Raw genomic sequence first — 15,003 nt, 5'->3', positions numbered from 1 at the left:
GGCGTGGCCCCGGCCGGCCGTCCGACCGGCCGGGGCCACGTGTGCCGTCCCTGCGTCCAGAACGCTCACCTGCCGGGCGTAAGGCTCCGGGAGGCTTCGGCTCGGCTACGGGGCTCGCCGACGGAGGCGGTCGCGGTCGCGGAAGCGTCGGGGCGGCCTGCTCGCCTCATGAGCAGCGCGACGGCGACGGCGGCCACGGCCGCTGCCACGGCGGCGCCCAGCAGGGCGACGTGCATGCCCTCGATGAACGCGCCGCGGGCCTGCGCGGCGACGGGGCCGCCGATGGCATGGGCGGCGGCCAGCGAGGACCGGGCGGCCTCGGCCACCGGTTCCGGAGCACCGGCGAGGTGGAGGTGGCCACGGTAGGAGGCGCTCAGCATGCTGCCGAGGACGGCGATGCCGAGGGCGCCGCCCAGTTTCCCGGGAGAGATCGTTCATGGCCGAGCCCACGCTCTGCAGGGACCGCGGCAGGGCGTCGGTGATGGCGGTGGTCGCCGGCGTCATGGCGAGGCCCATTCCGGCACCGAGAGCGACCAGGCCGGCGGCGATCAGCCCGTAGGAACTGTCCGCGTCGACCCGGCACAGCACGCCCATGCCGACGGCGACGGCCACCAGACCCAGGGTCCACGGGGCCCGGAAGCCGAACCTGGTCACCAGGCGCGGTGTGAGGCGCGAGACCGGCACCATGGCCAGCGCCATGGGGATCATCGACGTCGCGGCCATGAGGGCGCTGTCGCCCCGCACCAGTTGCAGGTACTGCATCATCACGAAGATGAAGCCGAAGAACACGAAGAACTGCAGCATGATCGACAGGGAGCCCGCGGCGAAGGGCCGGTTGCGGAACAGGCGCGGGTCGAGCAGCGGGTTCTGGCGGCGCAGTTCGTAGAGCACGAAGGCGGCCAGGATCAGCAGACCCAGCCCGATGCCACCGATGGTCGCCGGGTCGCCCCAGCCCCGCGTGGGAGCCTCGATGACCGAGTAGACGAGCGCGACCAGGCCGACGACCGTCAGGGCGGCGCCGCCCACGTCCAGCTTCGGCCGGCCGGCCTCGGCCGACTCGGGTACGAACACCAGCGTGCCCACGAGCGCGGCGAGGGAAAGGGCCACGTTCAGCCAGAACACCGACCGCCACGACCACTGTTCGAGCAGCGCTCCGGTGGCGAAGACGCCGAGCAGCGCGGAGGCTCCGGCGACGGCCGCCCAGACGCTCACCGCGCGGGCCCGCTGGGCGCGCGGGAACGTGCTGGTGATCGTGGACAGGGTGGCCGGCATGACCAGCGCGGCTCCCAGGCCGAGGACGCCGCGCAGCCCGATGAGCGCGGTGGGGCTGGTGGTGAAAACGGCCGCCGCCGATCCCGCACCGAAGACGGCGAGGCCCGCGAGCAGCGCCCCGCGCCGGCCGAACCGGTCGCCGAGGGCACCGGCAGGCAGCAGCAGCGAGGCGAACACGAGACTGTAGGCGTCGATGACCCAGGACAGCTGGGTCTGTGTGGCGTGTGTGTCCCGAGCGAGGTCGGGCAGCGCCACGTTCAGGGACGCCATGGCCGCGACCACGGTGCCCAGGGCCAGACAGGTGACGACCAGCACCGGACGGTGACGTACCGCGGGCGGGGCAGCGGGGGCGTGGGGAGAGGGCATGCCGTTCCTGCTTTCCTCGGGGCCGGACCGGGGCCGGACCCGTGCGTTCGGATACCCCACCAGATTCGGCGTACGGTGCCGGTGGCACCAGGCTGATGAAATCGCCATCCGCAAGGGCGGGGTGTCAGCCATCTGTCGTGCCCGCACTGTCAGGGCTCTGACCTGCGAGGTGACCACGAGGCTGCCATGCGGCTCGTTTCCGCCCGGCACCGTGGGCACCGGAAGCTGTCGCAGGAGAGCCGAAGTGATGAATTCCTGGGGTTAGCATCTCGACCATGACCGACGAAGGGCCCAAGCGGGGGCGCAGGCCGGGACGACCCGACACACGCCGGAAGATCGTGGCCGTCGCCCGCCGGCGGTTCCTCGACCACGGGTACCGGTCGGTCACCATGCGGTCCATCGCCGCCGAGGCGGACGTCGACCTGGCCCTGCTGAGCTACTACTTCGGTTCCAAGAAGGGCCTGTTCGGAGCCGCCCTCGCCCTGTCGGCCAACCCTGCCGAGCTCGTGGCCCGGCTGGTGCGCGAGGGCGACCGCGACTCCTTCCCCGAGCGGGTCCTGCGGCAGGTCACCGCCGTATGGGAGGCCCCGGAGTCCGGGCCGGCCCTGGTCACCATGTTCCAGAGCGCCCTCCAGGACGACGCCGTGGCGGCACTGGTCAAGGAGGCGCTGGAGGGCGAGATCGTGGAGCGGCTCGCCGAACTCGCCGGCGGACCGCACGCGCGGCGGCGTGCGGCCGCGTTCTCCAGCGTGCTGGCGGGTCTGATCACCACCCGCTATCTGCTGCGGCTCGAGCCCGTCGGCTCGATGAGCCGCGACGAGGTGATCCGTCTGTTCGAGCCGCAGCTGCGGCTGGCCCTGGAGCTGCCGCTGCGCCGCCCGCCGCGCCGGCGCTGACGGCATCGAGCGGCCGGAAACCTGCGGATGATCCGAAACGCCCTTGTGCGGGCAGTGTGGGATCGGTCCGGTAGGGCACCGGAATGCTGCGGGCGTCCGCCGAGGGGCGGAACTCGCCCCCGAGGGTTGTGGGAGCGCACATGAACGTGCTGACCCGGCTGGACAGATATCAGCGACGGCACCGGTGGGCGGGCATGCCGCTGGCCGTCGTGTACAAGTTCTTCGACGACCAGGCCACCTACCTGGCCGCACTGCTGGCGTACTACGGCTTCGTCTCGCTCTTCCCTCTCCTGCTGTTCCTGGTGGCCGTCCTCAGCGCCGCCCTGCACGGCAACCCCGACCTGCAGCACTCGGTGCTCCATTCGGCGCTCGGCGAGTTCCCGGTGATCGGCGACCAGCTGGGCCAGAACATCCACTCCTTCCACGGCAGCGGCGCCGCCGTCGCGGTCGGCGTCGCCGGCAGCATCTACGGCGCGCTGGGCGTGGCCCAGGCCGTGCAGCACGCCCTGGACAAGATCTTCGCCGTACCGCGCCACGCCCGGCCCGACCCGCTGCGCTCACGGATGAACAGCCTGTCCTTCCTGCTCCTGCTCGCCCTCGGTCTGGTGCTGACGACGGCGCTGTCGACCGCGGAATCCGCCACCGGCATCTTCGGCACCCGCCTGGGACTGGGCCTGCGGATCGCCATCGGCGCGGCCGGAGTGGTCGTCAACGCCGCCCTGCTGCTGGTCAGTTACCGGCTGATGACACATCGCCATCTGCCGCGGCGGGTGATGTACGGACCGGCTCTGGGGGCCGCGTGCGCCTGGCAGGCGTTGCAGTGGGGCGGCTCGTACTACGTCGGACACGTGCTGCGCGGCACCACGGCGACGTACGGCATGTTCGGCATCGTGCTCGGCCTGCTCGCCTGGATCTACCTCGCCGCCGTCGTGTACCTCACCGCGGCCGAGGTCATCGCCGTGCGCTCCCTGCGGCTGTGGCCGCGCAGCCTGCTCACCCCGTTCACCGATCGGGTCCATCTCGCCACGGGCGACCTGCGTGCCTACCGTTCCTACGCGACGACGGAGTCCTTCAAGGGGTTCGAGAAGATCTCCGTCCGCTTCGACAGTCCCCCGCCCCCGACCATGGGTGACAAGGGACCTCCCTGACGTCGCAGCGCCGGCGGCGGGGCGTGTGAGGTCGGCGGAGCGCCGAAAGAGCGGTGCATACGGTGATGCCGCCGGGGCACACGTCTCACCGGATCAAGCGTGTGCTTCCCGTAGGCCTCCGGGCGTGCAGTCGAGGGTGCGCGTTCACGTGTCGCGAGGGCCGGTGTCGGCTCGCCTGTGCAGAGAGGGTGTCGCTGTGTTGCTGCCTGCGGAGAAGGAACTGCGTGCGGTGCTGGCTCGTTTCGCCGATGCCCGGTTCCGTCATGATCTGCAGCCCACCGGCCGCTCCAGCCGGGAGCTCGAGGACACCGGCTACACCCTGTGCGTGATGACCGGCACCCGGTCGGTGGACGAGGCTCTCGCCGCCGCCGACGCGCTCCTGGAACGGATGCGAGCGAGCCGCGGCGCGGCCACAGCCGCCGCCACCGGCCAGGTGCTCGCCGCCTGACCTCGCCCCGAAGAAACCGCGCTCCGGCCCGTCGCCTTCTCCTCGGCGACGGGCCGGACGCGTGTCGTGGCCAGGTCAGCCGTGCTCGTGGCCGCGCAGGACGAACATGGCGCGGGCTTCGACCTCGACGTCGCTGCCGCCCTTGATCAGCGGCCGGTACTCGACGTAGGGAATGGCCGTGTCCACCTCCACCGCCCACCAGGGACCGAGGTCCTCCGGCAGGGTGAAGGTGAGAGCCTGGCTGTGGGCGTTGAACAGCAGGAGGAACGAGTCGTCCTCCACGCGCAGGCCCCGCAGGTCGGGTTCGGTGATGGCCTTGCCGTTGAGGTGGACCATCAAGGACCGGGCGAAGCCGGTCTCCCAGTCCCGGTCCGTCATCTCCTGGCCGGCCGGCGTGAACCAGGCGATGTCCTTCGCCTCCGTACGCGTTCCCTGAGGAGCCCGTCCCTTGAAGAACCGCCGGCGGCGGAAGACGGGGTGCTCACGGCGCAGGGTGATCAGCCGGCGGGTGAAGTCGAGCAGTTCGCTTCCCTCGATGGCGTCCGACCAGTCGATCCAGGTCAGTTCGTTGTCCTGGCAGTAGGCGTTGTTGTTGCCCTGCTGGGTGCGGCCGAGTTCGTCGCCGTGCAGCAGCATGGGCACGCCCTGGGAGAGCAGCAGGGTGGCGAGCAGGTTGCGCTGCTGGCGGGCGCGCAGGGCGAGGACACCGCGGTCGCGGCTGGGGCCTTCCGCGCCGCAGTTCCAGGAGCGGTTGTGGCTCTCCCCGTCCCGGTTGTCCTCGCCGTTGGCCTCGTTGTGTTTGCCGTTGTACGACACGAGGTCGCGCAGGGTGAAGCCGTCGTGGGCGGTGACGAAGTTGACCGAGGCGTAGGGGCGGCGCCCGTCGCTCTGGTAGAGGTCGGAGGAGCCGGTCAGCCGGGAGGCGAACTCCCCGAGTGTGCCGCCCTCACCGCGCCAGAAGTCGCGGACGGTGTCACGGTACTTGCCGTTCCACTCGGTCCACAGCGGCGGGAAGTTGCCGACCTGGTAGCCGCCGTCCCCGACGTCCCACGGTTCGGCGATGAGCTTGACCTGGGAGATGACCGGGTCCTGCTGGACGAGGTCGAAGAACGACGACAGCCGGTCGACCTCGTGGAACTGCCGGGCGAGGGTGGCGGCGAGGTCGAAGCGGAAGCCGTCGACGTGCATCTCGGTGACCCAGTACCGCAGCGAGTCCATGATCAGCTGGAGGGTGTGCGGGTGGTTCATCCGCAGGCTGTTGCCGGTACCGGTGGTGTCCCAGTAGTAGCGCGGGTCCTGTTCGGACAGGCGGTAGTACGCCGCGTTGTCCAGGCCCCGCAGCGACAGCACCGGGCCGAGGTGGTTGCCCTCGGCGGTGTGGTTGTAGACGACGTCGAGGATGACCTCGATGCCGGCCTCGTGCAGCGCCTTGACCATCGCCCGGAACTCCTGCACCTGTTCGCCCCGCTGCCCGGAGGAGCAGTAGGCGTTGTGCGGGGCGAAGAAGCCGAGGGTGTTGTACCCCCAGTAGTTCGACAGGCCCTTCTCGACCAGCGCGTGGTCCTGGACGAACTGGTGGACCGGCATCAGTTCCACCGCGGTCACGCCGAGCTTGACGAAGTAGTCGACCATCGCGGGGTGCGCCAGCGCGGCGTACGTGCCGCGCATCGCCTCCGGTATCGCCGGGTGGGTCCGGGTCATGCCCTTCACATGGGCCTCGTAGACGACCGTCTCGTTGTACGGGGTCCGCGGCGGGTGGTCGCTGCCCCAGTCGAAATAGGGGTTCACCACGACCGACTTGGGGACGTACGGCGCGGAGTCCAGGTCGTTGCGCCGGCCGGCATCGCCGAAGTGGTACGGGAACAGCGCCTCGTTCCAGTCGACTTCGCCCTCGATCGCCTTGGCGTACGGGTCGAGCAGCAGCTTGCTCGGGTTGCAGCGCTCACCACGCTCCGGCCGGTACGGCCCGTGCACGCGGAACCCGTACCGCCGGCCCGGGCCGATGTCCGGCAGGTAGATGTGGTGGACGAAGCCGTCCACCTCTTTGAGCGCGACGCGCTCCTCGGTGCCGTCCTCGTCGAAGAGACACAGCTCGACCCGCTCCGCCACTTCCGAGAACACGGCGAAGTTCGTCCCCGCGCCGTCGAAGGTGGCACCCAGCGGCGACATGTGTCCCGGTCGCGGACCCACCTCTGTGCTCTCCTGCCATATACGCACGACCACGCCCCTCCCCGACGCGGCCGGTCGGCAGCCGCGCACCCGTTCGTTCCCGTTTGCCCGTGTCGGCGGTGAACATTCGCACCGCCCGTGCGTCGAGGAGGTCGGCGTTGCGCGGGCACGGCGAAGGCCCACGCCCCGGGTCTCCACCTCATACCGTGGGTAAACCGGCGCTCCGGTCGGTGTCGCTCGACGGTTCGGGCCCGAGATCCAGTGCGTCGGCCGCGGCGGTGAGGGCCGTGAGAGCGGGGACGAGGACGGCGCGTTCCTGTCCGGGGAGCCGCTGCACCAGGGCGCGGATCGCCGTGCGCCGGTGGTGCAGGACCCGGTCGACCAGTTTCTGCGCCTTCGCGGTCAGCTGGAGGAGGGTCTCGCGGCGGTTGTCCGGATTGGCGCGGCGGTCGATGAGGTCCTGCGCCTCCAGGCGCTCGACCATCCGCAGGGCCGTGGAGGGGTTGACCCCCAGGTCGGCCGCCAGGCTCGTCAGGGTGATCGGGCCCCGGGTGCGCAGGGTCACCAGCGAGCGCAGTTGCGGCAGCGTGAGGGGCACGTCGACCGAGGCGAGGGCTCGTGCCGAGAGCGCGACGATGAGCCGTGACGCGGCCATCAAGGCCACGGTGACCTCCTCCGCCTCCCGGTCCAGACCCCCTTCGCCCGCCTCGGGCCTGGAGAAACGGTCCGTCTGCACCTCGGGCCGGTCCTCGGACATCGCCTCTCACTCCTCCCTCGCGGTGCGGGAACGAGATACGGCGTTCACCGGCCGCGTCGGCCGAGTGCGGCCTTCGCGGTGACCGCGGCGCCGACAGCGAGCACGGAGGCCACCGCGGCCGGGTGGCGGGTCAGCGCGGCCTCGAAGGACCGGCCGTGCGACTCGTCGTCGAACATGCCGTGCGCCCCGTGGTCGGTGCCGGCCGCCGCGTCCGCCGGTTCGAAGAGGTTGCTGACGCCGGTCGGCGGGCGCGCGTCCGTCTGCTGGGAGTCGAAGCCGGTGCGGGCCAGGTAGCGGTCGAGCAGCGCCGGGAAGAAGCGGTTGGCCCAGACGGTGGCCAGGGTCGTGGCACCGACGTAGTACTGCTTGCGGCGCGGGTGGTCGGCGGCGTACACGACACCGCGTGCGGCGACCTCCGGCTGGTAGATCGGCGGGACCGGCTGGGGGTGCTTGGACAGCTTGCTGGTCACCCACGAGAACTGCGGGGTGTTGACGGCCGGCATCTGCGCGATCGTGACGTGGACGTTGCTGCCGCGGTGCAGCAGTTCGGTGCGCAGCGAGGAGGTGAAGCCGTTGATGGCGTGCTTGGCTCCGCAGTACACCGACTGCAGCGGCACCGACCGCTCCCCCAACGCGGATCCGACCTGCACGATCGTGCCGCGGTCGCGGGGCAGCATCCGCTTCAGGGCGGTCCGGGTGCCGTTGACGAAGCCGAGGTAGGTCACCTCGGTGGCCCGCCGGTACTCCTCGGCGGTGATCTCGTCGAACGGCGCGAAGACGGTGCTGAACGCGCAGTTGATCCAGACGTCGATGGGACCGAACCGTTCCTCGGCGGCCGCGGCGGCGGCCTCCACCTGGTCCGGGTCGGCCACGTCGGTCTCCTGCACCAGCGCCCGGCCGCCCAGGGACTCGACTTCCTCGGCGGCCGCGTCCAGACCGGCCCGGCCGCGGGCCACGAGGACGATGTCGGCGCCGCGGCCGGCGTACAGGCGCGCGGTGGCCCGTCCTATGCCGGCGCTGGCGCCGGTGATGACGACGGTCTCGGTCATGGGTTCAGCTCCCTCCTTGGCGGGATGCGGGATCGTGGGTGAGGCGGGCGGCGGTCTCCAGCAGCAGGGCGTGGACGAACGCCTGGGGAAGGTTGCCGCGCAACTGCCGCTGGGCGATGTCGAACTCCTCCGCGTACAGCCCGGAGGCCCCGCAGGCGCCCCGGTTGCGTTCGAACCAGCGGTGCGCCTCGACGGCGTTGCCCTGCTGCTGCTCGGCCAGCGCCATGAGGAAGCCGCACAGCAGGAAGGCGCCCTCGGCTGCCGCCAGCGGCCTGTCGTCGTGGCGGAACCGGTAGATGAAGTGGTCCTCGGTCAGCTGCGCGCGGCAGGCAGCCAGGGTGGCGCGGGTGCGCGGGTCACCGGCGGGGAGGGCGCCGCGCAGGGCGGGCAGCAGCAGGGCCGCGTCGACCGCGGGGTCGTCGGGGGTGCGCTGCCAGTGCCCGTCGGGGTGCACGCTGGTCGCCGCGGTGTCCGCGAACAGGGTGTCGGCGAGGTCCGTACAGGTGCGGGCGAGGGGCCGGCCGGGTGCGGCGGCGGCCAGGGCGCGCAGCCCGGCGACGCAGGTGAGGCGGCTGTGCGTCCAGGGCCGGTCGTCGAGTTCCCAGATTCCGGCGTCGGGCTCGCGCCACCTCTCGGCGATGGCCCGGACCGCGGTCTCGGCGGCCTTCCAGCCGTCGCCGTCGAGACGGTCGCCGCGTTCGGCGGCGGCGAACAGCAGCAGCGCCTCGCCGAAGCAGTCGAGCTGGAACTGCTTCTCGACGTGGTTGCCGACGCGGCTGAAGCCGCCCGGGTAGCCCGGCAGGTCGAGCTCGCGCTGGTCGGGGACGGGCGCGCCGTGCACCGTGTACGCGGGTGCCAGGCGCGGGCCGTCGGCGAGCAGACGGGAGCCCACGAACCGGACGGCGGGGTCCAGGAGGTCGAAGGCGCCGACGGCGGCCGCCGCCTGCCCGGCGTAGCCCTGGTCGCGGATCCAGACGTACCGGTAGTCGTAGTTGCGGCCGGCCTCGGCCCGTTCGGGCAGGCTGGTGGTCGCGGCGGCGACCATGCCGCCGCCGTGGGAGGTCAGACCGCGCAGTACGGCGTAGGAGCGGCGCGCGTCATCGGGGGCGGCGGTGTGTCCGAGTCCGGGCACGGTCCGCCGCCAGGCTTGCTCCGTGTCGGCCCAGGCCCGCTCCGCCACCGGAGGGTCGTGCGGCAGCGGCCCGTCGGAGCACTCCAGCACCAGGTCGTGGGTCCGGCCGGGCTCGAGCCGCAGTTCGGTGCGCAGGCCGTCGGCGCCCGCGACCGCCGACGGAGCGCCCTGCCAGCGCAGCCGGTAGCGGCCGGTGGTGAGGTGCCAGAGTCCGTCGTCGGAGCGGTGGGCGGACGTCAGGGGTGCGCGACCGTAGTCGGCGCGCGGGTCGAGGACGACCCTGACGCGGGCGGTGCCGTGCACGGCGCGCAGCCGTCGCAGCAGCACCAGCCGGTCGGCGTCGCCGGGGAAGGCCAGGGCCTCGCGGCACTCGACGACGCCGTCGGTGGTGACCCAGCGGCTGCGCCAGATCAGCGTGCCTTCCTCGTAGTAGCCGCCGGGCACCCACCGACTGCGCGGGGTCACGGCATAAACCCCGGCGCCGCCGATGAGGGAGGCGAACACGGCGTCGTCGTGCCAGGTCGGCGCGCACAGCCAGTTCACGGCTCCGTCGGGCCCGATCAGTGCGCCGCGCTCCCCGTCGGCCAGCAGCGCGTAGTCGTGCAGCGCGTGCGGAGGGAAGGGCGTGGTGGTGCTCATCGGTCGCTCTCTCCCGCTGTCAGGTGCCGGGCCGGTCCTCGCGGTGGCGGCCGCCGGGCAGGAACTCCTGCACCTTGGCCTTGAAGCCCTGGCGGACCATGCCCGTCCGGTCACTGTCGCCCTTGAGGATCGACGTCGCCGCCGCCTCGATCTGGTCGAGGGTGGCGTGCGGCGGGATCGGCGGGACGGCCGGGTCGGTGACGAAGTCCAGGACGCACGGCCGGTCGGCGGCCAGCGCGGTCTCCCAGGCGCCCCGGACGTCGTCGGGCTTCTCGATCCTGATGCCGTGCAGGCCGATCATGCGGGCGAAGTCGGCGTAGGGGATGTCGGGGATCGACTGGGAGGGCAGGAACTGCGGCGCGCCGGCCATGGCACGCATCTCCCAGGTGACCTGGTTGAGGTCCTGGTTGTTGAGGACGGCCACGATCAGGCGCGGGTCGTCCCATTCGCCGTAGTACTTGGCGATGGTGATCAGTTCGGCCATGCCGTTCATCTGCATGGCGCCGTCGCCGACCAGCGCGATCGCCGGGCGGTCGCCGTGCGCGAACTTGGCGCCGATGACGTACGGCACGCCCGGGCCCATCGTGGCGAGGGTGCCGGAGAGCGAGCCGCGCATGGCGCCGCGCAGCCTCAGGTGGCGGGCATACCAGTTGGCGGCGGAGCCGGAGTCGGAGGCGAGCATGACGTTGTCGGGCAGCAGATCGTTGAGGGCGTGCGCCACGTACTCGGGGTTGACCGGGTCGGCGTCGACCTCGGCCCGCCGCTGCATGACCTCCCACCAGCGGGCGGTGTCCTTCTCGATCTTCTTGCGCCAGCCCTTGTTCTTGCCCGCCTTGAGCAGCGGCAGCAGCCGGGTCAGCGCTGCCCGGGCGTCCCCGACGACGTTGACCTCGAAGGGGTAGCGCATGCCGACCATGTGCGGGTCGATGTCGATCTGCACGGCCCGCGCCTGCCCGAACTCCGGCAGGAACTGCGTGTAGGGGAACGAGGAGCCGATGACGAGGAGCGTGTCGCACTCCGTCATCAGCTCGTACGACGGCCGGGTGCCGAGCAGTCCGATGGAGCCGGTGACGTAGGGCAGGTCGTCGTCCAGGGCGTCCTTGCCGAGCAGTGCCTTGGCGACGCCCGCGCCGAGGCGTTCGGCGACCGCCATGACCTCCTCACGGGCGCCTCGGGCCCCCTGGCCGACCAGGATGGCTACCTTCTCGCCGGCGTTGAGCACCTCCGCGGCCCGCGTGATGTCCTCGTCGCTCGGGACCGGCGCGTAGTGGGGCATGCCGAGGCTGGAGGGGACCATCTTGAAGGCGTGCTCGGGCGGCGAGTAGTCCAGTTCCTGCACGTCGGCGGGGATGATGACGGCCGTGACGGACCGTCGCGCCATGGCGGTGCGCATCGCGCGGTCGAGCACGTTGGGCAGCTGCTCGGGGACGGTGACCATCTCGCAGAAGTCGGAGGCGACGTCCTTGTACAGGCTCAGCAGGTCGACCTCCTGCTGGTAGGAGCCGCCCATGGCGCTGCGGTTGGTCTGGCCGACGATCGCGACGACCGGGACGTGGTCGAGCTTGGCGTCGTACAGGCCGTTGAGCAGGTGGATCGCGCCGGGGCCGGAGGTGGCCGCGCAGACGCCGACCTTGCCGGAGAACTTGGCGTAGCCGACGGCCTCGAAGGCGGCCATCTCCTCGTGGCGGGCCTGGATGAAGCGGGGGTTGTCGTCGGCGCGCCCCCAGGCCGCGAGCAGGCCGTTGATGCCGTCGCCGGGGTAGGCGAAGACATGCTCCACCCCCCAGTCACGCAGGCGTTCGAGGATGTGGTCGGAGACCTTCATCGACATGTTCGAGGACCTTTCCGAAGAGTGTTCGCGCGGTGCGCGGGTCGCGGCCCGGTGGGCCGGTCAGCGGCCGCGCAGATGCTTGTAGGCGGTGCGTACGGTGGCGGTGGCGGCCGACGCGGCGAGGGCCGAGACGCCCGCGGTGACCGCCCACCGGGCGGTGCGGGAGGGTGGCGCGGGCCGGGCCGCCAGTCGTTCGGGCTGCCGGCTCGGCAGGTTCCCGTCGAGGCCGAGGGCGAGCGCCTCGGCCAGGTGCAGGGCCCGGCGGTCGGTGTCGCCCTGTTCGATCTGGGTGCGGCAGCTGAACCCGTCGGCGAGCACCAGGCTGCCGGGGGCCGCGGCCCGCACCCCGGGCAGGACGCCCTGCTCGGCGATGGCCATGGAGACCTCGTGATGGCCGCGTTCGAAGCCGAAGTTGCCGGCCAGGCCGCAGCAGCCCTCGTCCAGGACGTCGGCGGTGATGCCGGCGCGGCGCATCAGTTCCCGGTCGGCGTCGAACTTCATCACGGCGTGCTGGTGGCAGTGCGTCTGCACGGTCGCCTGCCGGCCGAGGAGAGGCGGCCGCCAGCCGTCCGGTGCGTGGTGCACCAGCTGTTCGGCGAAGGTGCGGAACTGTCCGGCGAGCCGTTTGACGTCCTGGTCGGCCGGCATCAGCTCGACCGCGTCGGCCCGGAACACCGCGGTGCAGGAGGGTTCGAGGCCGATGACCGGGGTGCCCGCCTCGATGTAGGGCCGCAGCACCTGCAGAGTGCGCCGCAGCACCTTGCCCGCGACGTCGAGCTGCCCGGTGGAGATCCAGGTCAGGCCGCAGCAGACGGGCTCGGTGGGCACGGCGACCCGGAATCCGGCGTCCTCCAGGACCCGCACGGCGGAGATGGCGATGGACGGGTGGAAGTAGGTGCTGAAGGTGTCGGGCCACAGCACGACCGTGCGCGGATCGGCCGGGTCGGGCTGTTCCCCTCCGCGCTCCTGCCACCACTGCAGGAAGGACTGATGCGCGAACATCGGCGCCTGCCGCTCCTCGGCCACCCCGGCGAGCCGCTTGCCCAGCGAGGACAGCACCGGCGCCCGCAGCAGGGTGTTGACCAGGCCGGGGGCCAGGCGCGACAGCCGCGCCCACAGCGGCAGCCAGCCCAGGGAGTAGTGGGCGGCGGGCCGCACACGCCCCTCGTAGTGGTGGGAGAGGAACTCGGCCTTGTAGGTGGCCATGTCCACGTTCACCGGGCAGTCCGACTTGCAGCCCTTGCAGGCCAGGCACAGATCGAGGGCGTCCTTCACCTCCGTCGAGCGCCAGCCGTCGGTGATCAGCGAGTCGTCGTGACCGTCGAGCATCTCGAACAGCAGCCGGGCCCGCCCGCGGGTGGAGTGCTCCTCCTCCAGCGTAGCCCGGTACGACGGGCACATCACGCCGCCGGAGTGGCTGCGGCAGTTGCCGATGCCGACGCAGCGCATCACCGCGCGGGTGAAGGAGTGCTCGTCCTCCGGATACTGGAAGTGCGTCGCGGGGTTGTCGGGCCGCCACGTCGGGCCGAGGCGCAGTTGCCCGTCGACCGGGTTCGGGTCGACGACCTTGCCGGGGTTCATCCGGTTGTCCGGGTCGAACAGCCGCTTCACCTCGCCGAAGGCGGTCACCAGCCGTTCGCCGAACATACGGGTCAACAGTTCGCCGCGGGACTGGCCGTCACCGTGCTCGCCCGACAGGGAGCCGTCGTAGGAGGCGACGAGGTCGGCGGCCCGCTCCACGAAACGGCGGAAGCGGGCGACGCCCTCGGCGGTCTTCAGCCCGAACGGGATGCGGGTGTGCACGCACCCCTGCCCGAAGTGCCCGTACAGCGACGGGTGGTCGTAGTCGAACTCCTCGAACAGCGCCTTCAGATCCCGCAGATAGTCGCCGAGCCGCTCCGGCGGTACGGCGGAATCCTCCCAGCCCTCCCAGGTCTCCCGTCCGTCCGGCGGACGCGCGGTGACGCCGAGGCCGGCCTCGCGGGCCTTGAGCATCTTCTCCTCGCGCCCGGGGTCGTCGGAGAACGCCACCCGCGCGTCCTTCTCGTCACGGCCGACGGCACGCAGCAGCGCGTACGCCTGCCCGTCGACGTCCTCCGGGCTGTCGCCGCTGAACTGCACCATCAGCCAGCTGTCGCCCTCGGGGAGAATGTTGAGGGAGTCGAGATAGGCACCCTCTTCCCGCATCAGCTGCGCCATCCGGCCGTCCAGCGCCTCCAGCTGGCTGGGCGAGCAGTGCTGGAGCAGGTGGGACACGTCGTCGGCGGCGGCGCAGATGTCGTCGTAGCCGAGGACCAGCAGCGACCTGTACGGCGGCACGGGCACGAGGTCCAGTTCCGCGCGCAGGACGGTGACCAGGGTGCCCTCGCTGCCGACCAGGGCCTTGGCCAGGTCGAAGCCGTTCTCGGGCAGCAGGGAGTCGAGGTTGTACCCGGAGACGCGGCGCGGGATCTTCGGGAAGCCGCGGCGGATGTCGGCCAGGTACTCGGTGGCGACTCGGTCGAGGCCGGCGTAGATCTCGGCCTTGCGGCCGCCCTCGGCGGCGATCCGCGCCCGCTCCGCCTCCGAGGTCGGCCCCACCCACATGCGCAGTCCGTCGTAGGTCAGGATCTCCAGCCGGCGGACGTTGTCCACCGTCTTGCCGTAGGCCTGCGCGGACGCGCCGCACGAGTTGTTGCCGATCATGCCGCCGAGCGCGCAGTGGCTGTGCGTGGAGGGCTTGGGGCCGAACTGCAGCCGGTGGTCGGAGAGCAGCCGGTTGAGTTCGTCCAGGACGATGCCCGGTTCGACCACACAGGTGCGGGCGTCGGGGTCCACCGAGATCAGGCGGTGGCAGTACTTCGTCCAGTCGATGATCACCGCGGTGTTGGTGGTCTGCCCGGCGAGGCTGGTGCCGCCGCCGCGGGAGAGCACGGGTGCGCCGAAGCGCGCGCACACCTCGACCGCCTGCGCGCCGGCCTCCACGGTCCGGGGGACGACGACGCCGATCGGTACCTGACGGTAGTTGGAGCCGTCCGTGACGTAGGCGCCTCTGCTCCCGGCGTCGAAGCGCACCTCGGCGTCCACGGTGTCCCGCAGCGCCGCCTCGAGGCCGGTCACGTCCAGGGCTGAGGCATCGACGGGGGTGGTGTCGGTCATCAGGTGTGTCCGCCTTCCTGCAACGTCGCACGCGCACAGTGGGGCCTCGCGGACCGCTGTCCGCCGCCGCAGCACGCGGGTACCCGCTCTTGCAGTATGCAAAGGTCCCGTTCGAAGCGCGCGTTGTCCGATGACGCAGCGCAACGGCACACAGGGGT

The 15,003-nt window shown here is 71.7% G+C and carries 10 protein-coding genes; 3 read left to right on the top strand and 7 right to left on the bottom strand.

Translation table 11 applies throughout. From position 1 onward, the window contains the following. Window positions 1-105: 105 nt before the first annotated feature. Window positions 106-1,638, bottom strand: a complete 1,533-nt coding sequence (locus ACZ64A_RS07240; protein ID WP_469808763.1) for an MFS transporter — start codon at window positions 1,636-1,638, stop codon at window positions 106-108. 275 nt (window positions 1,639-1,913) lie between these two features. On the opposite strand from ACZ64A_RS07240, the gene ACZ64A_RS07235 reads away from it, so the two are divergent. The 3 genes from ACZ64A_RS07235 (at window position 1,914) to ACZ64A_RS07225 (ending at window position 4,130) form a co-directional block, all read left to right on the top strand. Beyond that, the gene (locus ACZ64A_RS07235; RefSeq protein ID WP_469808762.1) at window positions 1,914-2,534 is read left to right on the top strand and encodes a TetR/AcrR family transcriptional regulator; all 621 of its coding nucleotides are present in this window, start codon (window positions 1,914-1,916) and stop codon (window positions 2,532-2,534) included. A gap of 140 nt (window positions 2,535-2,674) precedes the next feature. Continuing rightward, window positions 2,675-3,682: a YihY/virulence factor BrkB family protein gene (locus tag ACZ64A_RS07230; RefSeq protein WP_469808761.1), complete on the top strand. Its 1,008-nt coding sequence runs from the start codon at window positions 2,675-2,677 to the stop codon at window positions 3,680-3,682. Window positions 3,683-3,878: 196 nt separating this feature from the next. Beyond that, window positions 3,879-4,130 (top strand): DUF5133 domain-containing protein, encoded by a 252-nt coding sequence (locus ACZ64A_RS07225; protein WP_469808760.1) that lies wholly within the window; start codon window positions 3,879-3,881, stop codon window positions 4,128-4,130. Between the two features lie 75 nt (window positions 4,131-4,205). Here the strand turns inward: ACZ64A_RS07225 and glgX are convergent, their stop codons facing one another. The 6 genes from glgX to ACZ64A_RS07195 form a co-directional block, all read right to left on the bottom strand. Further along, a complete protein-coding gene (glgX, locus tag ACZ64A_RS07220) occupies window positions 4,206-6,299 on the bottom strand; it encodes a glycogen debranching protein GlgX (protein WP_469808759.1) in 2,094 nt (697 codons plus the stop codon). Window positions 6,300-6,498: 199 nt separating this feature from the next. Beyond that, window positions 6,499-7,056 (bottom strand): MarR family winged helix-turn-helix transcriptional regulator, encoded by a 558-nt coding sequence (locus tag ACZ64A_RS07215; RefSeq protein WP_469808758.1) that lies wholly within the window; start codon window positions 7,054-7,056, stop codon window positions 6,499-6,501. Window positions 7,057-7,100: 44 nt separating this feature from the next. Then, window positions 7,101-8,105, bottom strand: coding sequence for an SDR family oxidoreductase (locus ACZ64A_RS07210; protein WP_469808757.1), 1,005 nt, complete (start codon window positions 8,103-8,105; stop codon window positions 7,101-7,103). A gap of 4 nt (window positions 8,106-8,109) precedes the next feature. Next, window positions 8,110-9,876, bottom strand: coding sequence for a glycoside hydrolase family 15 protein (locus tag ACZ64A_RS07205; RefSeq protein ID WP_469808756.1), 1,767 nt, complete (start codon window positions 9,874-9,876; stop codon window positions 8,110-8,112). Window positions 9,877-9,895: 19 nt separating this feature from the next. Next, window positions 9,896-11,707: a thiamine pyrophosphate-requiring protein gene (locus ACZ64A_RS07200; RefSeq protein ID WP_469808755.1), complete on the bottom strand. Its 1,812-nt coding sequence runs from the start codon at window positions 11,705-11,707 to the stop codon at window positions 9,896-9,898. A gap of 60 nt (window positions 11,708-11,767) precedes the next feature. After that, complete coding sequence (locus ACZ64A_RS07195) at window positions 11,768-14,845, bottom strand: FAD-binding and (Fe-S)-binding domain-containing protein (protein ID WP_469808754.1); 3,078 nt, start codon at window positions 14,843-14,845, stop codon at window positions 11,768-11,770. Window positions 14,846-15,003: the final 158 nt, after the last annotated feature.

Source organism: Streptomyces sp. NPDC104814 (genome assembly GCF_055583185.1).
Note: the sequence above shows the minus strand (reverse complement) of the source record. Positions and strands in the feature narration are given on the sequence as shown.

Excerpts from the sequence above, each read along its gene's own strand:
- ACZ64A_RS07240 (WP_469808763.1), bottom strand. The coding sequence starts at position 1,638 with ATGCCCTCTCCCCACGCCCCCGCTGCCCCGCCCGCGGTACGTCACCGT.
- ACZ64A_RS07235 (WP_469808762.1), top strand. The coding sequence starts at position 1,914 with ATGACCGACGAAGGGCCCAAGCGGGGGCGCAGGCCGGGACGACCCGAC.
- ACZ64A_RS07230 (WP_469808761.1), top strand. The coding sequence starts at position 2,675 with ATGAACGTGCTGACCCGGCTGGACAGATATCAGCGACGGCACCGGTGG.
- glgX (WP_469808759.1), bottom strand. The coding sequence starts at position 6,299 with ATGTCGCCGCTGGGTGCCACCTTCGACGGCGCGGGGACGAACTTCGCC.
- ACZ64A_RS07215 (WP_469808758.1), bottom strand. The coding sequence starts at position 7,056 with ATGTCCGAGGACCGGCCCGAGGTGCAGACGGACCGTTTCTCCAGGCCC.
- ACZ64A_RS07210 (WP_469808757.1), bottom strand. The coding sequence starts at position 8,105 with ATGACCGAGACCGTCGTCATCACCGGCGCCAGCGCCGGCATAGGACGG.
- ACZ64A_RS07205 (WP_469808756.1), bottom strand. The coding sequence starts at position 9,876 with ATGAGCACCACCACGCCCTTCCCTCCGCACGCGCTGCACGACTACGCG.
- ACZ64A_RS07200 (WP_469808755.1), bottom strand. The coding sequence starts at position 11,707 with ATGTCGATGAAGGTCTCCGACCACATCCTCGAACGCCTGCGTGACTGG.
- ACZ64A_RS07195 (WP_469808754.1), bottom strand. The coding sequence starts at position 14,845 with ATGACCGACACCACCCCCGTCGATGCCTCAGCCCTGGACGTGACCGGC.